Annotated in this window: 15 protein-coding genes and 3 tRNA genes; 8 read left to right on the top strand and 10 right to left on the bottom strand. The window is 37.6% G+C overall.

From position 1 onward, the window contains the following. Positions 1-287 precede the first annotated feature (287 nt). Positions 288-363: transfer RNA gene (locus H3S73_RS08190), tRNA-Phe, on the bottom strand. Positions 364-522: 159 nt separating this feature from the next. Between H3S73_RS08190 and H3S73_RS08185 the strand changes: the two genes are divergently transcribed. From H3S73_RS08185 to groL, 3 genes are all read left to right on the top strand, one after another. After that, entirely contained in the window at positions 523-960 is a 438-nt protein-coding gene (locus tag H3S73_RS08185; RefSeq protein WP_198236350.1) for an FxsA family protein, read from the top strand. Positions 961-1,106: 146 nt separating this feature from the next. Beyond that, entirely contained in the window at positions 1,107-1,400 is a 294-nt protein-coding gene (locus tag H3S73_RS08180) for a co-chaperone GroES (RefSeq protein ID WP_034884480.1), read from the top strand. 47 nt (positions 1,401-1,447) lie between these two features. Further along, entirely contained in the window at positions 1,448-3,094 is a 1,647-nt protein-coding gene (groL, locus tag H3S73_RS08175) for a chaperonin GroEL (protein ID WP_039129166.1), read from the top strand. Between the two features lie 87 nt (positions 3,095-3,181). Here the strand turns inward: groL and H3S73_RS08170 are convergent, their stop codons facing one another. From H3S73_RS08170 to H3S73_RS08160, 3 genes are read right to left on the bottom strand one after another with little or no spacing between them, the layout of a single operon-like run. Continuing rightward, on the bottom strand, positions 3,182-3,757 hold the full coding sequence (locus H3S73_RS08170; protein ID WP_198236349.1) for a manganese efflux pump MntP family protein: 576 nt from the start codon (positions 3,755-3,757) through the stop codon (positions 3,182-3,184). 45 nt (positions 3,758-3,802) lie between these two features. Then, complete coding sequence (locus H3S73_RS08165; RefSeq protein ID WP_039129176.1) at positions 3,803-4,417, bottom strand: tetratricopeptide repeat protein; 615 nt, start codon at positions 4,415-4,417, stop codon at positions 3,803-3,805. Positions 4,418-4,443: 26 nt separating this feature from the next. After that, positions 4,444-5,625 (bottom strand): bifunctional tRNA (adenosine(37)-C2)-methyltransferase TrmG/ribosomal RNA large subunit methyltransferase RlmN, encoded by a 1,182-nt coding sequence (locus tag H3S73_RS08160; RefSeq protein ID WP_039129178.1) that lies wholly within the window; start codon positions 5,623-5,625, stop codon positions 4,444-4,446. Positions 5,626-5,806: 181 nt separating this feature from the next. On the opposite strand from H3S73_RS08160, the gene H3S73_RS08155 reads away from it, so the two are divergent. Then, complete coding sequence (locus H3S73_RS08155) at positions 5,807-6,478, top strand: M15 family metallopeptidase (RefSeq protein ID WP_198248899.1); 672 nt, start codon at positions 5,807-5,809, stop codon at positions 6,476-6,478. Here H3S73_RS08155 and H3S73_RS08150 read toward each other — a convergent pair. Next, a complete protein-coding gene (locus H3S73_RS08150; protein ID WP_198236347.1) occupies positions 6,459-7,790 on the bottom strand; it encodes an ATP-binding protein in 1,332 nt (443 codons plus the stop codon). The two genes, H3S73_RS08155 and H3S73_RS08150, sit on opposite strands and share 20 nt — an antisense overlap. Before the next feature lie 16 nt (positions 7,791-7,806). Next, positions 7,807-8,487, bottom strand: coding sequence for a response regulator transcription factor (locus tag H3S73_RS08145; protein WP_370528573.1), 681 nt, complete (start codon positions 8,485-8,487; stop codon positions 7,807-7,809). A 284-nt stretch (positions 8,488-8,771) separates the two neighbouring features. On the opposite strand from H3S73_RS08145, the gene H3S73_RS08140 reads away from it, so the two are divergent. The 3 genes from H3S73_RS08140 (at position 8,772) to H3S73_RS08130 (ending at position 10,365) form a co-directional block, all read left to right on the top strand. Further along, positions 8,772-10,067: a serine dehydratase subunit alpha family protein gene (locus H3S73_RS08140; RefSeq protein ID WP_198236346.1), complete on the top strand. Its 1,296-nt coding sequence runs from the start codon at positions 8,772-8,774 to the stop codon at positions 10,065-10,067. 124 nt (positions 10,068-10,191) lie between these two features. Continuing rightward, positions 10,192-10,267: transfer RNA gene (locus H3S73_RS08135), tRNA-His, on the top strand. Positions 10,268-10,288: 21 nt separating this feature from the next. Then, positions 10,289-10,365 (top strand) — tRNA-Pro (locus tag H3S73_RS08130). 237 nt (positions 10,366-10,602) lie between these two features. Here the strand turns inward: H3S73_RS08130 and H3S73_RS08125 are convergent. Next, a complete protein-coding gene (locus H3S73_RS08125; RefSeq protein ID WP_198236345.1) occupies positions 10,603-12,210 on the bottom strand; it encodes a (2,3-dihydroxybenzoyl)adenylate synthase in 1,608 nt (535 codons plus the stop codon). Between the two features lie 153 nt (positions 12,211-12,363). Here H3S73_RS08125 and H3S73_RS08120 point away from each other — a divergent pair, with 153 nt between their 5' ends. Then, positions 12,364-13,179 carry a class I SAM-dependent methyltransferase gene (locus H3S73_RS08120; protein WP_198236344.1) on the top strand — a complete coding sequence of 272 codons (816 nt, stop codon included), beginning with the start codon at positions 12,364-12,366 and terminating at the stop codon, positions 13,177-13,179. Here the strand turns inward: H3S73_RS08120 and H3S73_RS08115 are convergent. The 3 genes from H3S73_RS08115 to H3S73_RS08105 are packed head-to-tail and all read right to left on the bottom strand — an operon-like array spanning position 13,176 to position 24,402. Further along, the gene (locus tag H3S73_RS08115) at positions 13,176-13,937 is read right to left on the bottom strand and encodes a thioesterase II family protein (RefSeq protein WP_198236343.1); all 762 of its coding nucleotides are present in this window, start codon (positions 13,935-13,937) and stop codon (positions 13,176-13,178) included. The genes H3S73_RS08120 and H3S73_RS08115 overlap by 4 nt on opposite strands. Beyond that, on the bottom strand, positions 13,934-14,998 hold the full coding sequence (locus H3S73_RS08110) for a Gfo/Idh/MocA family oxidoreductase (RefSeq protein ID WP_198236342.1): 1,065 nt from the start codon (positions 14,996-14,998) through the stop codon (positions 13,934-13,936). Before H3S73_RS08110 ends, H3S73_RS08115 begins: the two co-directional genes overlap by 4 nt. Then, on the bottom strand, positions 14,995-24,402 hold the full coding sequence (locus H3S73_RS08105; protein ID WP_198236341.1) for a type I polyketide synthase: 9,408 nt from the start codon (positions 24,400-24,402) through the stop codon (positions 14,995-14,997). Before H3S73_RS08105 ends, H3S73_RS08110 begins: the two co-directional genes overlap by 4 nt. Between the last annotated feature and the right edge of the window lie 9 nt (positions 24,403-24,411).

Here is a 24,411-nt window from a genome sequence, read left to right as displayed (position 1 = left end):
GTTACTTAAATTGTCTAGCTCTTTTAAACTATAGCAGCCACTTTCTGCAATCCAATAAAAACCAAAATAAATTATGGTTTACTTTATTATCAGGTTGATAATACATGGACTTTGAATATTAATTTATAGTACAAGTTAAAAATATTGTCCAAAAATCCATGTGGTTAAATCTATTTTTTAGTTGATTTGCAATAATTTAGTTAAGTAGAAAAAATAACAAGATAGGTTTATTTGAAAAGTCTTTAGACATAAAAAAACCAGCTTTAAGCTGGTGTCTTTTTTGGAATTGGTGCCCGGACGCGGAATCGAACCACGGACACGGGGATTTTCAATCCCCTGCTCTACCGACTGAGCTATCCGGGCAACAATGGAGGTGTATTAAACACGATTCTCGATTATCCGTCAATCCCTTTTATAAGATATTTTTAAAAATATATACTGATTGGTTGAAATTTAACTAATTGCCACTATATTAATAGTTTAGTTAGAATAATATCACTCTATATTTAGAGGAATTTTTATATGCGAGTTTTTGGTTTTATTATTTTTTTTATTTATGCTTATTTTGAACTGAGTTTCTTTATAACAGTTGCTGATTCAATTGGTGTTTTTCTTGCTTTGATTGGGATTATTGCCACTTCAATTATTGGGCTTTCATTAATTAAAAAACAAGGTTTAAGAAATCTAAGTATTATGCAACAAAAAATTGCTCATCAACAAAGTCCTAAAGATGAAATTATTAAGAGCGTATCTTTATTATTTGCTGGCTTTTTATTACTTATTCCAGGTTTTTTAACTGACATTCTTGGTGCCATTATGTTAATTCCGCGGGTTCAAGAATATATTGTTCGCTTTATTATTGGGAAATTACCTTCTAAATTTTATTCATTTTATTCTAACAGCAATACACAAATGAATGATGTTATTGAAGGGGAATTCGAACGAAAGAGTGATGAATAAATAATCAATTGGATTTTTTTTTTATTTTATTCTCTTGAAGAATTTAAAATAATCCCCATGTATTGTGCACTATATAATACATATCATATTTTTATGATTTATTGTTAATAATTATTTAAGTAAAAATTAGTGCTAGGAGATAACTAATGAAAATTCGTCCATTGCATGATCGTGTGATCATTAAACGCAAAGAAGTAGAATCAAAATCAGCTGGCGGTATTGTTTTAACTGGTTCAGCTGCTGGTAAATCAACACGTGGTGAAGTTTTAGCTGTTGGTAATGGTCGCATTTTGGAAAATGGTCAAGTTCAGCCATTAGATGTTAAAGTTGGTGATATCGTAATTTTCAATGAAGGATATGGCGTTAAAACAGAAAAAATCGATAACGAAGAAGTGCTTATCCTATCAGAAACCGATATTTTAGCCATTGTTGAAGCATAACTGGCAAATAATTTAACTTATATACAGAATTTAGGAGAAATACGAAGATGGCAGCTAAAGATGTAAAATTTGGAAATGACGCTCGTGCTAAAATGCTCAAAGGTGTGAATGTATTAGCTGATGCAGTTAAAGTAACTTTAGGTCCAAAAGGACGTAATGTTGTATTAGATAAATCATTTGGTGCCCCAACTATTACTAAAGATGGTGTGTCAGTTGCTCGTGAAATCGAATTAGAAGATAAATTCGAAAACATGGGTGCACAAATGGTTAAAGAAGTTGCTTCAAAAGCAAATGATGCAGCGGGTGACGGTACAACAACAGCAACAGTACTTGCTCAAGCTATCGTTAATGAAGGTTTGAAAGCTGTTGCTGCGGGCATGAATCCAATGGATTTAAAACGTGGTATTGATAAAGCTGTGGTTGCTGCAGTTGAAGAGCTTAAAAAATTATCTTCACCATGTGCTGATTCTAAAGCGATTGCGCAAGTTGGAACTATTTCAGCAAACTCTGATGAAACGGTTGGTACTTTAATTGCTCAAGCAATGGAAAGAGTAGGTAAAGAAGGTGTTATCACTGTTGAAGATGGTACTGGTTTACAAGACGAGCTTGATGTTGTTGAAGGTATGCAGTTTGATCGTGGTTATTTATCACCATATTTCATCAATAAACCAGAAACAGCTACTGTTGAATTAGACAGCCCATATATTTTATTAGCTGATAAAAAAATCTCTAACATCCGTGAATTATTACCAGTATTAGAAGCGGTTGCTAAAGCAGGTAAATCACTATTAATTATCGCTGAAGATGTTGAAGGCGAAGCATTAGCGACTTTAGTTGTGAATACTATGCGTGGTATTGTTAAAGTTGCCGCGGTTAAAGCGCCTGGTTTTGGTGATCGTCGTAAAGCAATGTTACAAGATATTGCTATCTTAACTTCAGGTACAGTTATTTCAGAAGAAATCGGTTTAGAACTTGAAAAAGCAACGCTTGAAGATTTAGGTCAAGCAAAACGCGTTGTAATCAACAAAGATAATACAACTATTATCGATGGCGTTGGTGAAGAATCGTTAATTAATGCACGTGTTGAACAAATTCGTAAACAAATTGAAGAATCAACTTCTGACTACGATAAAGAAAAACTTCAAGAACGTGTTGCTAAATTAGCTGGCGGTGTTGCAGTAATTAAAGTTGGTGCAGCAACTGAAGTTGAAATGAAAGAGAAAAAAGCACGTGTAGAAGATGCATTACATGCGACTCGCGCAGCCGTTGAAGAAGGTGTTGTTGCTGGTGGTGGTGTTGCATTAGTTAGAGCTGCTTCTGCGATTTTAGATCTTAAAGGTGCAAACGAAGATCAAAACGTTGGTATTAAAGTAGCTCTTCGCGCGATGGAAGCACCATTACGTCAAATCGTTACTAACTGTGGTGAAGAAGCTTCTGTTGTTGTTAATGCGGTTAAAGGTGGTAAAGGTAACTATGGCTACAATGCATCAACTGAAGAGTATGGTGATATGATTGCCATGGGTATTTTAGATCCAACTAAAGTAACTCGTAGCGCATTACAATATGCTGCATCAGTAGCAGGTCTTATGATCACAACTGAATGTATGGTTACTGATTTACCTAAAGATGATAAAGCTGATTTAGGTGCTGCTGGTGGTATGGGCGGCATGGGAGGAATGGGCGGAATGATGTAATTTCCCCTATTATTCATCCAATAAAAAACCACTCCAATATGTGAGTGGTTTTTTTTATATCTAAAGCAGTTTTATAAAATATTGAAATTAGGTTGTTAAATGCTGATAAAGTGTGATTACACCGATTGCGATCAGCACTAATCCTCCAAATAGCTCAGCTTTTTTGCCTACAACACACCCTATTTTCTTACCTAATAGCAGACCTGTTGTCACCATCACACAAGTTGCCAGCCCAATCATTGACGCAGTAAAATAGATATTAACATTCGCCATCGCTAAACCTACCCCAACGGCAAATGCATCAATGCTCGTTGATATAGCGGTAAAGATTAACATGAAAAAGGATTTTTTATTTGATGATATCGGTTCTTGTTGGTCATCTTCATCTGATGATTTTAGGCTGCTATAAATCATGTTAATACCTAAAAACAACATGATAGCAAACACGACCCAATGACCCCATTTTTCGATATATTGCAAGGCAATATAACCAATTAACCAACCAAGTAGTGGGGTCATCGCCTCAATAATGCCAAATAAGACACCAATTTTTAACGCACCTAAAAAAGGTGTGGATTTTAATGATATACCACGACACAAAGCGACAGCAAAGGCATCGCTCGACATTGCCAGCGCCAATAACATAATAGTCAATAAACTCATGACACTTACTCTTGCTTCTAGAATATTTATTTTAATTTTTATGATTTATTTTTTTGATACTAAAAATAGATAGTTTGCAATATTTTGATCGCCTTTATTTTCATAAATTTCAGCTGTTTTTATCACACTACTTCGACGACTAGAATCATATTCAAAAAGTTGTTTGAACATAAGATCTGCTATTTTTTTATCTCCATTTTGGATAGCGCAATAACCATATTGCTCATAGGCATCGGCTTTCCAACGATGTTTGTCTAGCTCTAAGCTTTGTTCAAATTGTTTTTGAGCTTCTTGATAACGATCTCTACCACACAGAAAAGAGCCGTAATGAACACGATATAAACCGTTACCTGGTTGCATTAATGTGATACGTTTATAAATCATTTCAGCTTCATCATATTCGCCAACATGTTGATCAAACATTGCCATTGCTAGCATCACTTGTGGATTGTTGGGCGAATATTGAGACGCTAATTTTAGATTATAATGTGCAGCCTTAACATTTTCTTCCGATTCGTTTGCTTTAGCTAAATAGCCTAGTCCTAATCGCATTCTTGCTAATGCCGCGGTCTCTGGGTCAAACTCTTCTCTGTTATTGGTTTGACAACCTGCTAGCATTAGCATGGCAAAACAGCTTAATACTATTAGCGATTTTTTCATTTATCCTTCCTTTTTATATTAGAAGATTATGCTGTTTTCTGAACAAGATTTTGCTTTTTATAAAGGGTTCGTTTCGTGCGATCAACTACTTCACCAGCAAGTTGCCCGCAAGCTGCGTCAATATCATCTCCGCGTGTTTTACGAACAATTACTGTGAAACCATAACCCATTAACGTTTTCATAAATCTATCAATTCTTGTATTTGAACAACGAGAATAAGGTGCTCCAGGGAATGGATTCCATGGAATTAAATTGATTTTACTTGGCACATTTTTCAAGAACTTCGCCAGTTCATGAGCATGCTCAACACTATCATTAATTTGATTCAGTAAAACATATTCAATAGTTACTTTACCGTGATTGGCATTTGATGTTGAAAGATAACGTAAAATTGAATCACGTAGCATTGCCATATTATATTTTTGGTTGATTGGCATAATTTCACTACGGATCTCATCATTGGGAGCATGAAGTGAAATCGCTAATGCAACATCAATCATTCCTGCCAATTTATCTAAAGCGGGTACTACACCAGAGGTTGAAAGTGTTACTCGTCTTTTTGATAAACCATAGCCAAAATCATCTAACATAATTTCCATTGCAGGCGCTACGTTAGATAAATTTAATAAAGGTTCGCCCATCCCCATCATAACAACATTAGTGATAGGTCTGTCAGCTAATTTACCTGTGACACCAATAGCATTGGATGCTCGCCAAACTTGGCCAATAATTTCAGAAACGGTTAAATTGCGATTAAAACCTTGTTGAGCGGTTGAACAGAATTTACATTCCAGCGCACAGCCCACCTGTGATGAAACACATAATGTAGCACGGTCTCGCTCAGGAATATACACAGATTCAATCATCTGATTATTTCCCACATCTAACGCCCATTTAATGGTACCATCAGATGAACGCTGTTCAATAGCAATTTTAGGCGCTTTAATTTCAGCCAAGGTTTTTAACTGTTCACGTAGTTTTTTATTAATATCAGTCATTTGATCGAAGTCATCGATACCAAAATGGTAGATCCATTTCATAACTTGATCGGCTCTAAAGGGTTTTTCCCCAAGCGATATAAAAAAATCACGCAATTGCTGACGCGTAAAATTAAGTAGATTTATTTTTTCTTGTGTTGAATTAACATTGATTGTATTTGCAGCATCTGAATTAGTTACAGACGTGCTGGATGTAGCTGGTTTTAACATAAGGCCTCGTTTTTACACATTATGGCTATTTCAATTTTTAGGGAAAGGATTATACTGGTTTTCACATTATCTGGCTAATAGAATATTATAGAAACTCAAAATGATAATAAAAACAGTAAAATTAAAAGTAATTCTCAATTTTGCATTGATATCAACTCTATTTTTATACTCGACAATTACTATGGCACATTCAATTCCATTAAGTAAACTTACCGGTCAATTTGACGAAAAAAAAGACAGCGATTTTATAGCATTAGATTCGACAGTGTTACCTGTTAATAAAAAAGGAATGTATCTACAAAAAGAGCCAGCAGAACAACTGATCAAAGCTTATAATGATTTTAAAAAGATACATCCAGATATTCCTTTTATTGTAGTCAGTGCAACTCGTAATTACACTTATCAAAATGGCATTTGGCAACGCAAATGGGATGCATTGTTGCAAAAAATGGATGATCCACAAAACATTGCTGCGGAAATTTTAAAATTTTCATCCATGCCTGGCACGTCAAGGCATCATTGGGGAACAGACATTGATATTACTAGCTTGTCATCTGAATTTTTTAAGCAAGATAAAAAAGGCATTATTCTTTATAAATGGTTACAAGAAAATATGCCTAAGTATGGTTTTTGTCAGGCTTTTAACGAAGGCCGTAAAGGTGGATATCTTCCTGAAGAGTGGCATTGGTCATACAAACCTATTGCCAGTCAATATATTGCGAAGTATAAAGCGATATTAGACAGTGATCCTAATAAAGTTATACAAACCCTGAACTTTACAGGGCATGATAAAATTAAATTAACAGAATTGGTTAAAGAGTATGTATTATCTGTTAATAGTGATTGTTACTAGGTGCAAGTGTTTGATATTTACGCCAATAAGGTAAATATATAGTAACAACAAGTCCACCACCTTCTCGATTTGCTGCCTTAATAGTACCGTTGTGCATAACAACGGTCTTTCGAGCAATCGCTAATCCCAGTCCATAACCTTTGCCAAGTTGTGGTGACTGAATACGGACAAATGGTTCAAAAATGCTGGATAATTTATTCCATTCAACACCCGGTCCGCGATCTTTAACTTCTATTTGTAAGTATTTGTTCGTTTCTTTTAATGAGACCTCAATAGCCTGGCCTGCTTCAGAAAAACGAATCGCATTGCGAATAATGTTTTCAATTGCACGACGTATCTGTTCCGAATTGCCTTTAACAATCGAATGATTTATTGTTGAAGGGATAAAATGTACATCAATCTGTTGGTGATTTGCTTCATAATTAGCATCACTGATCACCACACTTAATAAATCTTTCAAGTCAAAATATTCTTCATCATTACGATTGTTCATTTCAGAACGAGAATATTTTAATATTTCGCCAATTAGCTGATCTAATCGTTCAGATTCCAGTTCAATTCTTGCTAAACAAGTATCGATATTTTGTTTATTTTGCTGGGCAAGCCCAATAGCTAACTGTAAACGTGCCAATGGTGTTCTAAGTTCGTGTGATACGTCATGCAACAATGATTGACGATCTGAGATCAAGATATTGAGTTGTTCAACCATCATATCAAAATCTTTACCCACTTCACTTATTTCATCACGCCGATATTCTAGCTTATCAAATAATCGAACCGAAAGATTACCTTGTGATACTTGAAAAAAGGCCTGCCTTAATAATCGCATTGGTTTAGTTAAATTCCAAGCTAAAGTAAGACTTAACGTAAGCCCAACAAAAATTCCCGCTAGTGTAATAGGCATCGGCATATTAAACAGTATATTTTGGAACTGAGTATTTATTTCTTCTTTTTTAAACGAAACAGAATACAGTGTTCCATCAGGGGCAACGGCTGAACGTTGGTACATATAATTCGGAGATTCTAATTCATCGTTTAGAATATTAACTTGATCATTTTGAGGAGAGACCAATTTTATTGACAACAATATACGCTCACGTTCAGGTAAATGTGCAATAAAATTAAGCGTATCTTCTTCACCTGCGACATGCAATAATTGCGCAATCATATCGACTTTAGTCGGCATATGATTGAGAATTTTTTTATTTTTTCCTTCTACATAGACAGAAAATGCAATCCATGTCAATTGAAAGGTAAGAAAAAACATCACACAAAATACAACAAGTATTTTCCAAAATAATCGACGATTCATAGCAAACCTATTGTTATTAACGAATGCGGTAACCTACAGCTCTAATGGTTTCAATTGTCACGTCATTTTGGGCAACTTGAAATAATTTCTGACGAATATTACTAATATGTACATCAACACTACGATCATAAAGTTCTCGAGCGCGGCCAAGTCCAACTTCAGATAATTCTTCTTTAGTCACAACACGTTCGCTATTTTTTACCAATAAGACTAATAAATTGAATTCGGTCGATGTTAAGTCAATAACCTGCCCATTCCATGTACATAACCGTTGTGGTAAATCTAATGTTAAACCATTAAAATGGTATTTTTTATCATCCACCAATTCAACTGGTCGTTCATCAAAACGGCGTAGAACTGCACGTAATCGGGCTAATAATTCACGAGGATAACATGGTTTAGGGATGTAATCATCAGCACCTAATTCTAAACCTAACACACGATCGATATTGTCACCTTTAGCGGTTAACATAATAACGGGCATATTACAGTGTTGACGTATACTTTTAAGAACGTCAATACCATTAATATCTGGTAACATTACATCTAGAATTGCAGCACGATATTTTCCCGATAATGCTTCATCAATAGCATCTTTACCCAAATAAACACTTTTAATATTAAAACCTTCATTGGTTAGATATTCACTAAGCATTTGTGATAATTCGACATCATCATCAATTAACAAAATATTTATCATACATAGCCATTATTATTTAATTTTATAGTAATTACATTATTACAATAATAAAAAAAAGTCAGGTAATTTTACTAAAATATTACATATTTTGAACAATTCCTGATTATTTAATTCACGGTTTAACCAAATAAAAAGTTTAGATTAACATTAAATTGCAACATATTTAATTATTTACTTTGCAATCTTAACATTAAAATTTAAACTAAATATTATGGTTATCTTTTATTAAATGTTTCACCATCTAGCACTATTTATTATAGGCACTAATATGGAGATAAAAAATGGAACAACAAGTAGTGTGGCAAGAGTTAATTCAATTGGTGAAACATGAAGTTTTACCTGCATTAGGCTGTACAGAGCCTATATCTCTTGCTTTAGCGTCAGCTGTTGCGACTAAATATATTGATAAAAATAGTATCAGCCACATTGATGCTTATGTCTCACCAAACTTAATGAAAAATGGTATGGCAGTTACTGTTCCAGGGACCGGGATGGTGGGTTTACCAATTGCAGCAGCGATTGGCGCAATAGGCGGTGATGCCGAAGCAGGTCTTGAAGTACTAAAAAAAATTACACCGAAACAAATTAACCAAGCTAAAGCTCTACTTAAAGAACAAAAAGTGAATGTACAAATTGCTAATAATAATACGGCAATTTATTCTGAAGCCAATATTTATGCTAAAGACGATCATGTTAGAGTATGTATTGAAAGCTCACACACCAACATAATATTAATAGAAAAAAATGGTGAAGTAATTTTCAAAGCAGATAATAAAACACAAAAGGAGTCTAAAAAAGAATCAGTCATAACTCGTATGTCAGTTAAACAGATATATGAGTTTGCAACACAATCTAATTTTGATGATATCAAATTTATTTTACATTCTGCTGAATTAAACGATGCATTATCTCAAGAAGGATTAAGGCGAGAATATGGCTTAAGTATTGCGGCTACCCTACATGAACAAACAAAAACTGGTTTATTGGCTGATGACCTATTATCTAAAGTGATTATTCGCACAACAGCAGCATCAGATGCCAGAATGGGTGGTGCAACTTTACCTGCGATGAGTAATTCAGGTTCGGGCAATCAAGGTATTACCGCAACGATGCCTGTGGTCGTAGTTGCCGATCACTTAAAATCAACAACAGAGCAACTAGCTAGAGCACTCATTTTATCTCATACTATTGCAATTTATATACATAGTAAATTTCCGCCATTATCAGCACTTTGTGCTGCATCCACAGCCGCAATGGGATCTGCGGCGGGTATGGCATGGTTACTTGGTGAAGGCCAATATGAACCTGTTGATATGGCTATTTGTAGTATGATTGGTGATTTATCGGGCATTATTTGTGATGGGGCTTCAAACAGCTGCGCTATGAAAGTATCAACTTCGGTCTCTTCGAGTTTTAAAGCTGTTTTAATGGCATTAAATCGTATTCGAGTGACTGGTAAAGAAGGTATAGTTGGTGATAGCGTTGAAATTTCAATTAATAATCTTGGAGCCATTGTTAGCAATAGTATGAAAGCAACTGACACGCAAATTATTGATATTATGTCACATAAAGCTTAAAAATATCATCTAATGGTAAAATATTGAGCTTTTAACGCTTTTAATATAAGCAATCAGCACATTTTTGAAAAAATATACTGGACAATGTTATTTTTTATGCGTAATATTTCGTCCTACTTCTATGGTGGCTATAGCTCAGTTGGTAGAGCCCTGGATTGTGATTCCAGTTGTCGTGGGTTCGAATCCCATTAGCCACCCCATTTTATAGAGCAGAAATCTAACGGCGAGTAGCGCAGCTTGGTAGCGCAACTGGTTTGGGACCAGTGGGTCGGAGGTTCGAATCCTCTCTCGCCGACCAATTTTAAATAAAATAGCCTACTCAATTAGTAGGCTTTTTTATTATCTGCATTTTGAGAGGGTGAGAATACCCTGCCATATTTAGGGCTATTTGAGCACAATATCGTTCGGCCAAAAACTCAGAATACGTTTTACTTTTACAAATATCTCACCTAGAATAAAAAAAGCATAGTAATAGCCATGCTTTTCAGCCTTCATAACATAAGTTGAATATACAGTTATACCATTTAAGTTAAAATCACACTTTATCATTAGTGTCTCTATTACACAGAACCATACGAACTAGTTGTTGCTTATCCACTTTACCAATTTTCGTAAGTGGAAATTGTGCAATATATTCAACTCGGTCTGGCCATTTGTATCGTGCAATACCTTGCAATTTAAAATGTTGGTGCAGTTCTGCTAAAGTTAATCTTTGATCAGCGATTAACATCGCGCAGCTTTGCTCTCCCAATATGTCATCAGGGAGAGCAAGTAATGCGGCATCATGAACATGAGGAACCTTGCATAAGATATCTTCAATTTCCGCTGTAGCAATTTTTTCACCAGCACGATTGATTTGCTCTTTTATTCGTCCCTCTACCACCAGATAGCCCTGTGGTGTTAATCGGACTAAATCACCGGAACAGTAATAACCATCATCGGTAAAACTATGCAGTGTATGCTCTGGCGCCTGATAATACTGTCTAATGGTATAAGGACCTCTGACTAACAATTCTCCAATTTCTCCCATTGCTACATTTTGCCCTTGAGGATCAACGATCTTAATTTCATCATGTATAGATAAGGGATAACCTTGTGATTGATAAATCACCTCATCAGTATCATCAAGCGATGTGAGGCAAACTAAGCCTTCCGCCATACCAAACACCTGCTGTAATTTACAATTAAATGCTCGTGGAATTTGCTCTGCAACTAAGGGATTTAGCCTTGCTCCGCCAATTTGAAGGACTGAAAGAGAAGTAAAATGATGGGGGTGGTAATTAAGCTCAGTTAACCAAAAACTAACAATGGCAGGAACTAAGGATGTGATAGTTACTCGATGTTTTTCAATCAGATCAAAACAGAGCACGCTATCCGGCGTTTCTGCCAATACGACACAACCACCAACAGAAAGCGTCCCTAATATCCCCGGACAACCTAATGTAAAATTATGTGAAGCCGGTAATACGGCAAGATACACACTGTCTTCATTTAACCGGCATACTGTTGCAGCGGTCATCGAAAAATAAGCATAATCAGTATGTGTTCGGGGAATTAATTTTGGCGCTCCCGTCGTACCACCTGATAATAATAAAAACGCGATATCGCGATAGTTAGGGGCTGAATAAGCCGTAGCGGATATGGGCTCTGCGATCGAATCTAAACTGTTCCCAGAAGGCAATACTCTATCAATAATGAGAAATTGAATAGATTGATGTTTCTCCGCTAAATCCTGCGCCATTTTGGCATGATTAAATCCCATAAATGTTTTGGTTGTAATAATCCCTTGAGGTTGTCCCTGTTGACATATTGACTCTAAATCATGTTGTCGATGTGCCATAGTTGTTAAAATAGGGATCACGCCAAGGCGAAATAAGGCGAAGCAAATTACAATAAAGGTTCTGTTATTAGGTAGTTGAACTAAAACACGATCTCCTTTGCGAAGACCTAAGTGATATAAATGACTTACATAGTTATCTACATTCTGATTAAACTCATGATAAGTTAACACTCCTTGTTTATCGATTAAAGCTTTATTGTGACTAAACCGAGTGGCCCATTGTCTTAACCGGTCTCCAAAATTATAGGGTTGCCAATATCCCAATTCTTCATATTTTTGTTCTCTTGCCTCTTGATTGTTCATAAATGCTCCTCTTTTCATGTTTTAAATAACATTTAAGTAAAAATGATAATCACTATCTGTCAGTGTTTTATCAGAATTGTTCTAATAATTTCATTCAGTTTTGACTTCCGAGTATTACCAATGGCAACGATCTACCCTATAAGGAGGGGCCTCATGAAACAAAAAAAACTCATTTTTAACGATCCTATTGCCGACACATTACTAATACCATTGTTTATGAAGGCTGAAGAAAGCCAAAGATCAGACCGTTTATTCGAAGACAAAGATGCTAAAAATGTTATTAAGCAGCTTCCTTTTGATTTTTCTCCTTTCAAAAATAAAAGAATGAGCCAAACGGGTACGGCTATTCGGGTCAGTTTATTTGACAACATTGCCCGTCAATGTCTCAATCAGGCAGAAAACCCGGTCTTAGTTCATCTTGGTTGCGGCCTAGATAATCGATTTAACAGAACCGATACAGGTAATGGAATACACATTAAAATTGATTTGCCAGAAGTTATCGAATGGCGGAATCAACTATATTCTTCACAAAATGAGCGTAATATTTCATTTTCTGGCTCAATACTAGAGACAGATTGGATATATAAACTCCTTGAACAATACCCCGATCACGCATTTTCATTTTTTATTGAAGGTGTCCTTATCTATTTTCCAGAAACACAAGTTAAACAGTTTTTTAATAATCTAATGTCTCACTTTAGCAATGTGTTGGTCTATTTTGACAGTTGTACTAACTGGATTGTTAAACATTGTGACCAACACGACACTGTTCGCATGATGAGAGCTAACTTTAAATGGGGCATCGATAATCCCAAACTATTGGAGAGTTGGAGTCCTCGCTTAAAGCACATTAAAACAATCTCATTATTAAAACAGCATCCCAAAAGATGGGGATTTCGCTCTGTATTTCGTCTATTTCCTCCTGTTGCCAAAGGTTGCAATATTTTGATTTATCAGATTACTGATTAATTTATTGTTAATTGTGCAAACAGAAAATTTTGTATAACGGCTAAAAATTGCTGTGGTCTCAGAGTGACGTGGAAATGATCTCCAGAGACCACAATATGTTCTTTGACACCACCTAACCATGATTTCCAAGCCAGAATATCGTCAAGGGACACTTCTTTATCTTGATCTGCATGAATAAGTAATGTAGGAGTCATGATTTTAAACGCATTTGCCTGCTGTCGTTGGTACAGTTCCGTGGCCATAAAATCCGCTCTTAACATTGGCATAAACAGAGCAAGTAAGTCTTTATCTTGTAAAACTTCTGGGCTCCCCCCACCAATTTCCATTAATTGCTGAACAAATTGCTCATCATTAAGATGGGTTAAATGACGTAATCCAGTTAAGTGAGGGGCATGACATCCCGACAAAATGAGTGCTGAAACTGTTACACCTTGTTGTTCCAGTACTCGGCATGTTTCAAATGCGACCTGAGAGCCCATACTATGCCCACCAAGTATTATCTTTTTTTGTGACCATTCGGTAGATTGAATCGTCTCAGCTAATTCATTAGCTAATGATGCGATATCCGTTTTATACGCCTCTTTCATTCGCAAATCATGACCAGGATAAAGATAACAATACATATTCATCCATCTATTTTCGATGTTGTTCCATGAGTGAAATACATGGCTGACAGCACCAGCAAAAGGGCAAAAAATAAAGATATAATCATTGTGTTCAAAAATAGGCTGTAGAGGATATAGATTATTCTTTTTCATAAGCCCTCCTGTTGTAGAAGCTGGTTACTGACTCGTTTTGGTGCAACGCCAGTGATACTTTTTTCTCGTCCCACTGCCTGTAATATTCGTTGCCATAGTTCAGCCACTTTCAATTGATGTTCTGGTTGTAAATCAACAGGTATTTTTTCTCCGGTGATAACAGAGCGTAGTGATTGCAACACATAAATAATTCCTTGCACTCCCTCTTGCTCAAAAGTATCACGCCAATTTTGCGGTGCAGTAATCAATACCTGAGAAATGGGTTCGTTAATATCAATTTCGTCACGACGCTGTGATAGGCTTTTCTCATTATTGTGTTCAAAATAAAATGTCGGTTGCCAAGTTATTGCTCCATAACTGGATTCCAAACACAATGTTCCGTCCGGCCAAACAATAATTTGTTTATGCATGATAAAACTATGGAGATCCGGTTGCAGTTGATCCAGAGTACTTTGCAGAAAAATAATGGCGGTCTCACTTTGCCACTTGAGTAATACCATATTGAAGTTTTGATCAGCAGAGGGTAAAACGCTGACATGAATATCTATTGCTCGACTAGATAATAAAAAAAGCGCTAAAGAAGAGTAAAGTAATTGACGACTAGTATACATATGATAGAGAACAGGGGAGCGTTGCAATAACTGTTCACGAAGGAGGCGCACATTCTGTATCCAACACTGCCCAGCAGCCGTATAGGGATAAAAGCTATTAACCCAATAATGAACACCTTGTTGTAATGCTAAATGCTGTAGAGCAGAAATATCATCGGGATGAACGGGATGCTCTTGTATAACATGACATCCTCGCTGCAAAAAGTGTTTAGCTAAGTGAGTCCCTGCACCGCCAACCACAGTAGAACGAACAATAATACAGACAATATCAATATCCGCTGGTACTTGCTTAATATCGGTATACAAAGGTACAGCAAAATCATGTGCTAAATGCTGTGAACTTACACTTCCGGTTGATAGAATACCGGCCAGAGTCAAACCTTCCTGATGTTCAAAAAAAGCATTTAAATAGACTTCACCGAATCGACTCCCTACAATCAAAACTTTCATATATTTTCCTTATTCGTTAAATATTGGTTTATTTTATTGGCGATCAGTGAACAAACAGGAGCATCATTAATCCATTCCCAGTGATCAGAATCAAACTGACAACAATCAGCTTCTTTCAGCCAGCCTTGCCACTCTTCATCGAGAGAGTGCCATTGTACAGGTCGATATTTTGCTTCGAACAATAAACAGTTAATCTCTGTTATCGGTTGAATAAGTGAGTAATCAGATAAAAATGAAAGTAGTCGTTCGGCTTTAAGTTTTTGAGTGTGATTAGTCTCAGCGATATTATCAGCAAGCTCGACCAGCAAGTCATCCATAGGACGATCGGCGAAATCAATACGACAAACTGGATCAATCAATATTAACGTAACATCCTCTCCAGACTGACTTAACAGTGTCGCGGCATGTGCAGCTAAGAATGTCCCATAAGACCAGCCAATAAGATGATAAGGACCTGCTGGTCTAAACTGCCTGATTACCCTCACATAATGCCCAACTAAATCTGGTAAAGAACAGATGCCTTCTTCCATGAAATCATAATTGAGTCCATAAGCAGGAACATTATTTAGCATTTTCAATAGCGGTAGATAAACACTGCAATCACCATCAGATACGGGAAAGACAAACAAAGGAGTATGCTGTGATGAAGTTATTGTCAATGGAACTAAATGCGATAATTCAGCTTTTGGCGAGGTTATTCCCTTGCAAAAATTTTGTAATACAGGGTTTTCAAAAAGCTTTTGTAGGCTAACACCTCGATAACCCATTTTATGTAGACGAGAGACCATTCGTGTTGCAATTAAACTATCTCCTCCCGACTGGAAAAAGTGACTATTAAGAGTAATGCCATCACCTAAAAATGTTTTCCAACATTGCCAAACAGCATCAATAACTAATTGATCCGCTAATATTTCAGTAGTAGGTAGGCTTTGGTTCAATAAAGATGTTTGTAATTTTGGTTTTTCCAGTAAATGCTCGGTTTGTTGCCAATCTATAGATATTTGAGCCAACTCAGGAGATATCTGTAAAAGATGGTTAGCCAACAGTTGTGGATCGGTTCTTGCCATTAATGTTGGTGTTGCAATAAATAGATGTTGCCGTAAAGTTGTTTGATCATTAGGCCATTGTATTAAGGTGGTAAACCCGGCTTCACTCAGCACTTCATGCCATCTATTCGTATCTAACATCGGTTTATCATCAAATAGACGAAAATCGCGGTAGCCATTCAGACTCTCGATAAAACTGATCGTTGCAGCTTGTAATGCGCTATGACGTTCAGTGGCTTCGATCAAAAGCAATTTCCCCGTAGGTGAAAGAAGCCTGCGCAAACGAATAAGTGACTGAACAATATGATTGGCATCATGTAATACATTAGTTGCGACAATAAGATCATAACCTGATGCATGATGTTGCTGAAAATCAACCGGTAAATTAATATCTAATAACCCAGTATTGAAACAAGCGTAATGGGAAAATTGTTCTTTTGCCCGCGATAAAAATAGAGGCGATACATCTGTAAAACGATATTCGGCTAGGGAGTCAGATAACTCTGGTAATAAATATTCAGTCGTTGATCCAGTACCAGCACCGACTTCAAGTATTCTAAAGTCAGAACGCCCTTGAGATAACTGTTTTGCCAGATGTAGCGCTTGTTGATGCAGGCTGAACATCATTGGATTATCACGATAAAGAGCCTGAGTGATGCGTTCATCTTCAGTAAAGAGCAGCGAAAGCGCATTACATCTGCCGGTTAATAGCTCGGTGTGATGCTGAACACTGGTATCTAAATAGTAGTCAAGAATGTGACACCATTCAAAATGAGGTTTGATTAATTGGGTTTTGCAGTGAACAAACGCATTTAGCGCGGTATAAACGTGATCTTGCAGTTTTAACCAACCTCGTTCACACAGTAAATTCAACCACTGTTTAAGCGCTATTTTAGCACTGTCTACCACTTGTAATTGTTGCTGTATCGCAGTTAATGATAGGCAGTCACCAACGTGTTGAAAAAGTTGATACTGTGATAATGTACTGACAATCCCCATTAGCGCCTTATCATCTAAATAAGACCAACACTGTTCAACTTCATCAAGCAACTGCGTTTCGTTATCCAATATCTTATAAGTTAATGTCGGTGTATCGGGTACAACGGGCAAGTTATCTTCAGCAACCCAACGAACAACATAACGACCATCAATAGAGTCACTGGCTTCAACCATACGTACCGCTGGATGCTGATATAAAACGCTTTCTATTAAACGGCTATCATTATCATTGACGGTTAACTTAAGATCTTTGAATATAGGTATATTATTTGTCGACCAGACTGCTAATTTTTCTGGTTCACTAGCCACGGTGTGTAATAGGGTTTGATAAGCATCAAAACAGCGTTGAGCTATATTGGGTCCTAAGACATCATCCATACAATACCAGTGCCAAATGAGTTCACCATCTATTTCCATGACTTGATGATCCAACCAAACTTGTGGCGTTTGAGTGAAAACATAAGCGGGATCGCCAAAAAAGCGTGACATTGCTTGATCAATCTCTAAGCCATTCAGTGACATCCCTAACATACTGGTAAAAACAACCGGCATTAATGGAGTGTGAGGGAGCCCCAATAATCGTCCCCAATCACGGAGTAATTCGACACCATTAACCTGACTATGTGCTAACCGTTGCCAAAGCAACGTTTGTGTTTTTTCAATAAACTGACGCAATAAAACAGGTTTTTTCAGATCAACATCTATCAAAAGTACTGAGGTAAAATCTCCAATAATTTTTTGTACGTCATCATGGTAAGAACGGCGGTCAAAAAAAGTTAAATTTAACGTAAATGCTGGATGGCGACAAAATGACGCTAAACTCACTGCATACAATGCTAATAATGCGGCGGAAGGAGTCACCCCCCATGATTGCCATTGGATTTTAAGATTTTGCCATTCCTCCTTATTTAATCGCCCTTGACGAGTCACCACTTGATGAGCCGATTTATCATGTACAGTGGCTAAAGGTAAATTGGGGGCTGGGGGAAGTGTTGGTAAGATATTTTGCCAGTAGAGCCAGCTTGTTTGCCAATTTTTATCAGATCTTTCACCTAGCTCAGTTATTACATAATCACGAAATGTAATGCTTGGACTAATAATATTATTACCATAATAGGCCGCCATAAAATCATCGAACATGATCTTGAAACTCTGTACATCAAACATGAGTAAATCAAGATCCATATGTAAACGGAACTGCCGTTCGCTAAGTCGGCTAACTTCTATGGTAAATAATGGCCATTTATCCGTTTTTGCCACCCGTTCAGATAAATCCTTTCGGAGTTTAGTTAATGCCACCTCCTGTTCATCCATTGTATAATGACGTAAATCGTGATCAACAAAATGATAGAAAGGAGTTTGGGGTAATACAATTTGTAGCCCTTCATCATTAACAACCATTCTTAACATATCATGATTTTTTACTACTTTATCCCACGCTTGTTCTAATTTCTGCACATCAAAGTTATCTGTTAATAAATCCCACTCAAATAGTACATGGCAGGCAACCCCGCCATAATCAATCATATCAGTACGGCCAAGCCAATAAGCATGTTGAATAGCGGTTAAAGGAAAAGCATCATAACGATGGACAGCATCGTGTGTTATAAACGGTAAGGCCGATTGTTGTTGGTACTGTTCGTAAATCTGCGAGGCCAATCCAGATAAAGTTAAATCCTGATAAGCTTTTTGTACATCGAGGCGAATAGCAAATTGTTTATTGATCTCGCTGCTTAACTCAAGGAATAGAAGTGAATCCAGACCCAGACGTAATAAATCTTGCGTTGATGTAACGATTTCAGGGTTTTCTATACGCAATTGTGTAATCACTAGCGCTTTTAACCATTGAATTAAATGTTCTATATCTTGTCGCATATCCCCAGTTAATATAGGGGCTTGAATAAATTCCGATGGCCTAATTTTATCAGTGACAGAAAGAGGATTAGTTGATATTAATTGTTCTTGTAATCGTCTTTGAATTAACAGTTGTGGCTCGACTCTCATTGCCACGTAGTTTGTATTACCCCGCATTAGTGCTTGCTCTAAATGCCAACGACCTTCACGAGGATTAATCGTTGCCATGCCTCCTGCTTTAAGTTGTTGTTGTACGGTTTTTGATGCAGCAAGCCCAATCTCTGACCAAGCTCCCCAATTGATAGACACAGTAACTGGACATGATTGTTTTTGGCTTGCCGCTAGCCCATCAATGTAGCCACAGGCAAAGGCGTGGGCTGATTGTCCTGATGTACCTAGCACTGAAGCTGCAGAAGAAAATAACAACAGATAATCAGCATGAAATGTTCTTAATTGTGAGAGTAATGTCGCAGCAGCCTCTGCTTTTACTGCGAATGTTTCAATTAATGTATTATCGGAAAGTTGCGTGATTAGTTCATCTTTCAAAACGCCAGCAGCATGAATTGCTCCACTAATAGGTCGTTCTTTTTGTAATTGAATTAAACAGTCAGTTAATAATTCATTATCACTACAATCCAGTTCTACCCATCGTAAATCAGCAGAATAAATTTCTTCCAGTTGTTTTAGCTCATTAAATTTTTCCTCACTTAATCTTGGAGCAAGTAATGCTATATAACGAACCCCTTGTGATAACAGCCATTGCACACTAAACCAGCCTAATCCACCAAAGGCTCCGGTAATAATATGCCAGCCTGACCGATTAAAAGTTGAGAGTGGTAGCGGCGAGGCTTCGCCATTTGACAAAATAAGTCGCTGGGTCAACAATTTATTTTCTCGCCATGCAAACCACCGTTCTCCCATTTGGCAGCCTGAAATTACCTGAGAGAGCATATCTGGTGTAAGATCGTCCAAATGAACAAGGTCAATTACAGCTATATGTTGTTGAAACTGCTCAACAGCAATCACTTTAATCATTCCCCAAATAGCACGTTGTTCCGGGGTGACCATTTCATTTCCACTAATGGACCAAGCATTCAAAGTGACAAACAATATGTCTTCATTTGGATGTGAGTGCAGGATTTTTTTGAGCCAGATCGCTTGTTGTACAGGGCTTAAATTAGGTATACAAACTAATAGAGAGGAAGTGCTCATTTCATTTAATCGGGTCGATAACCTCATAACGCCGGGTTCATCCGTATCCATATATTTACCAAATGAGCTATCTTGTTCAACCACAGAACAGGGTTGCCATTGCCAATAATATTGGCTATCTATGGCACTCAATGGCTCAATAAACTGTTTTATCCGATCGGAAGAGAAATAAGGTGAGCCATGAAAAAGTGTTAACCATTGCTCTTGTTGTTGTACTTCTATTAAAACATTGGCTTCAGCAATCCGGTACGCAGACCAATATATCCTGATATGACTTAAATCAGCAGGTATATCTCCGTTAAAGGTATGTAGGTATGGCGATGCTCCTTCACGCCCATGTCGTTGAATAAGATTAGAAATAGTCTGATTAATGTATTCCTGTAACCGAGCTTTATCATTCTGACACATTGACCAGTTGGCCTGATATACTCCTCGAGTATCTAAACAAACGCCCAAAATTGGGTGACTAATTGGATTAGGTTCAACAACAGAGACTGTTCGCCTAATGCCTTTATCATGGCAACTGGCTAAAAGAATATGCTCGCTGATGGTAGATGTTTCAGTATTTGGTCCTGGTAACCAATGAAACTGTTTAAAATTATTATCTCGGCAGACTCTTTCCCAGCCTTCGACCGTCAAAAAGAGTTCCCCCTGTCTCAGTTCTTCATCATGAAATGGTAGCACCAGTGGACCAAACACAAAATCAAACAAAGACATAGGCTGTGTGATCTCTCGTAGTAATAAGTGGCCATCTGCTTTCAGTACACGACGAATATTCTGTAATGTTTGCGCGATATTTTGAGTTGCATGAATGACATTCGCTGCAATCACTAAATCAAAGCTTTCAGGCTCTATGTTTTGGGATAGAAGATCGCGTTGTAAATCTAATTCCTGATAACGCACAAACGGATAAGCGGCAAATTTTTGCATAGCTCGACGCGTGAAGAGTGGTGTGATATCAGAAAAAACATATTCAACCGGTGTGCCCATTTGTACCAGAACAGGCAATAACCAAGCAGTTGTTCCGCCAGTTCCTCCTCCAACTTCCAGAATTCTTAATGTTCGTCCCTGCTGCTGATAAACCCTAATTAGATCTCTTAAAATGCCCGCTGCAATCAGGTTAAAATAACGACCAAAACTAAACTCCTGGTATAATACTTCAACCCCACTTGAGCTTCCTTGTGGGAAAATTACCTCCACGGGGTCAATACTACCTTGTAACATTTCAGTAAGGTGTTGACTTGCTCTGCCGATTGTTTCTGCTATAGCATCATGTCCTTCGCAATACTCGGTTAACTCTTCAAGTAAAACAACCTCCCGATCACTAGAAACTTCGTCTATTCGCTGATAAAGATCATCTTTTTTAACTAAATACCCCTGTTTCACTCCAGTATTTAACAAACGTTGTAGCAACTGCCGGTAACGAGGTAAAATTTTCCCTTGACGAAGGATTTGCGCGATTGTTAATCCCTTATCAATCTTAGAACCAACACATTGATTAAGTAATCGATTAACTGCAATAGTATGTAGTTGATTTGTGCAATCATAGAATAACTCTAATCGCTTAAGTTCTAATCTCTGAGCCTCTTCTCTGGCAACTTTATCACCTTCGATCAATTTTAATGGTATCGTTGATAAAAGCGGTACTTCCTGTACCGGTTCTCGCCAGTAATGCTGCTCATCAAAAGGATAAAGTGGAGCAGGTATACATCGACCATGTGGATTAAGCTGTTTAAGGTAAGGTAAATCAATACCTGCAGTATAAAGCCGTAGGGTAGTAGTGAGCAAAGCATTGGGTTCCAGCTCCGGCCTTGTAACACAAGCAATCCATGTAGCTGAATTATCAGCGATAGGTTTACCTAATGAAGTTAACTGAGCATCGGCCCCCATTTCAATAAACAAAGTACCGCCTTGATTTAATGCTTCTAGTATTGCTTGATAATACTTAACTGGTTGCCGTAAATGCCGACACCAATAGTCACTCTGTTGTTCTTGCGTGAAAGTAATGGTTTGCGCCGTTAGGGTTGAAATAAATTTAAAATAACCGGTATGACAAGGCAGGTTTGCCATCTTTTCAGCAAAAGACGCGAGAATTGGCTCCATCATAACAGAGTGAGCTGCACCATGAACATTTAATCGACGATAAGGAATATTCTTGCCATCCAGACAAGTAATAAGCTGAGCAATACTGCTTTCTGCACCAGAAAGAACATGACGTTGCTCATTGTTATAGGCAGCAATATCTAAATGATACTCATGAGCGTACATTTCAGTTTGTTCTGCATCAATCATCACAGCAAGCATAGCTCCGCCAGAAGCTTGCTGCTGCATTAGTTTTCCGCGCCAATAAATTAAGGGTAATAAATCTTCTGGCGTATAGTATCCGGCAACCAATGCCGCGGTATATTCACCGATGGAATGACCAATCACACATTCGGGTTGTAATCCTTGAGCTAGCCAATGACTGGCTAAGGCAAATTCATAACTAACAATAGCTGGCTGAACATATTCCATTTGCTGTAATAACGGATGATCATCACTAAACATAACCGTTAACAGCGGTTCTTCCAGTAGCTTGGATAAAATTTTCTGGCAACGTTTTAAGGTATCAGCAAAGACCGTTGACTGTTCAAATAGAGATTTACCCATCCCAGACCACTGACTTCCTTGCCCCGTAAATAACCAGACCTGTTTTTGACGAGCAGTATTGTTGCCATAATATCCACTGTGGAGTGGTTGATTTTCTGCAAATTCCGTCAGGGAAGTCACTGTTTGATGATCTAATGGAATTGCTAAACGATGGGATAAGTCCACCTGTCGACCATGTAAGGCTGTATAAGCTAGATCAGAAGCAGTTTTATTTGTCCAAACCTGTGCATAATTTCTAGCAAGTTGACGTAATGAAAACAACGAATTTGCACTGAGTAATAGCGCCCGATTGTTAGCATAAGGTGTATCTGACAAGCTACGTTGAGGCAATTCAGGCATTGATGAAACAATCATATGGCAGTTTGTCCCACCAAAACCAAAGGCTGATATACCGGCATTGCGCGTTGTCTCTGACCAAATCGTCATTTGAGTCGGAATATAAAATGGTGAATCAGCGAGTTTAATCGCCTGATTGGCTTTTTTAAAATGCAGGTTCGGAGGGATATAACCATGATAAACGGATAGTACTGTTTTTATCAGACTGGCAATTCCAGCTGCGGTATCCGTATGACCTATATTCCCTTTGACAGAGCCCAATGCGCAATATTGTTTATTACTACTATGACCAAAAGCTTCACATAATGATTGAAACTCAATCGGATCCCCAAGAGGGGTTCCTGTTCCATGGGCCTCAATCATACCGATATCCTGTGGTGTGATATCGGCCATATTTAATGCGTCCTGAATAACGTTTCGCTGTCCTTGTACCGATGGGGCCGTATAGCCCACTTTATGCCGACCGTCGTTATTAATTGCACTGCCTCGAATAACTGCCAAAATAGTGTCATTACCATCTAATGCATCTTGCAAACGACGTAACACGACAATACCAACCCCATTGCCAGGAAAAGTACCCTGAGCATCATCATCAAATGGGCGACAATGGCCATCGGGAGAAAAAATCATGCCGGGCTGATAGAGATACCCTGCCAATTGAGGAAACGAGATCGCAGCGCCCCCTGCTAAAGCAATATTACACTCTCCAGCACGCAGGCTTTCACACGCTAAATGTACTGCCACAAGTGAACTTGAACAAGCGGTTTGTACTGTGATTGCTGGTCCAGTCAAACCCATTTTATAAGCTGTTCGTGTCGCAATGTAATCTTTATCATTACCGAGAAGGGATTGAATCTTATTAACTTGTGCCAGTTCAGTTATCTTGATAGCTTCCTGACCAGGATAGCTACTAATTCTTGCTGCGCCAAATACTGCTGTTTTATTATCGCTACTTAGTGGGGGATAACCCGCATCTTCTAAAGCGTGCCAGACTGTTTGTAAGAATAAACGTTGTTGCGGATCAATTAACTCGGCTTCTTGACGCGAATAACCAAATAGCGCAGCATCAAACTGTGTCGCTCCTTCTATCACCGCAGAACGGTTAACATAATTAGGAGCATCAAGGGTCTCAATAGGAATACCAGCAGCAATTAATTCATCACGAGAAAAAGGACCAGAACAACCCTCTTGCCCAGCTAATAAGTTCTGCCAAAATTCGTGTGCATTTTTTGCATTCGGGAAACGGCAAGCAAGCCCAATGACAGCTATTGGATCACTATTGCCAAAAATATCTTCAATATTAAACATTATTTTCTC

The organism is Gilliamella sp. B14384G12 (assembly GCF_016101825.1).
GTDB lineage: Bacteria > Pseudomonadota > Gammaproteobacteria > Enterobacterales > Orbaceae > Gilliamella > Gilliamella apicola_N.
The sequence above is the reverse complement of the archived record's forward strand: the minus strand, read 5'-3'. Positions and strand labels throughout refer to the sequence as shown.

Coding starts and splice junctions, on each gene's coding strand:
- H3S73_RS08110 (WP_198236342.1), bottom strand. CDS start 14,998: ATGAAAGTTTTGATTGTAGGGAGTCGATTCGGTGAAGTCTATTTAAAT.
- H3S73_RS08105 (WP_198236341.1), bottom strand. CDS start 24,402: ATGTTTAATATTGAAGATATTTTTGGCAATAGTGATCCAATAGCTGTC.
- H3S73_RS08160 (WP_039129178.1), bottom strand. CDS start 5,625: ATGTTAAAACCAGCTACATCCAGCACGTCTGTAACTAATTCAGATGCT.
- H3S73_RS08155 (WP_198248899.1), top strand. CDS start 5,807: ATGGCACATTCAATTCCATTAAGTAAACTTACCGGTCAATTTGACGAA.
- H3S73_RS08125 (WP_198236345.1), bottom strand. CDS start 12,210: ATGAACAATCAAGAGGCAAGAGAACAAAAATATGAAGAATTGGGATAT.
- H3S73_RS08140 (WP_198236346.1), top strand. CDS start 8,772: ATGGAACAACAAGTAGTGTGGCAAGAGTTAATTCAATTGGTGAAACAT.
- H3S73_RS08180 (WP_034884480.1), top strand. CDS start 1,107: ATGAAAATTCGTCCATTGCATGATCGTGTGATCATTAAACGCAAAGAA.
- groL (WP_039129166.1), top strand. CDS start 1,448: ATGGCAGCTAAAGATGTAAAATTTGGAAATGACGCTCGTGCTAAAATG.
- H3S73_RS08115 (WP_198236343.1), bottom strand. CDS start 13,937: ATGAAAAAGAATAATCTATATCCTCTACAGCCTATTTTTGAACACAAT.
- H3S73_RS08150 (WP_198236347.1), bottom strand. CDS start 7,790: ATGAATCGTCGATTATTTTGGAAAATACTTGTTGTATTTTGTGTGATG.
- H3S73_RS08165 (WP_039129176.1), bottom strand. CDS start 4,417: ATGAAAAAATCGCTAATAGTATTAAGCTGTTTTGCCATGCTAATGCTA.
- H3S73_RS08120 (WP_198236344.1), top strand. CDS start 12,364: ATGAAACAAAAAAAACTCATTTTTAACGATCCTATTGCCGACACATTA.
- H3S73_RS08185 (WP_198236350.1), top strand. CDS start 523: ATGCGAGTTTTTGGTTTTATTATTTTTTTTATTTATGCTTATTTTGAA.
- H3S73_RS08170 (WP_198236349.1), bottom strand. CDS start 3,757: ATGAGTTTATTGACTATTATGTTATTGGCGCTGGCAATGTCGAGCGAT.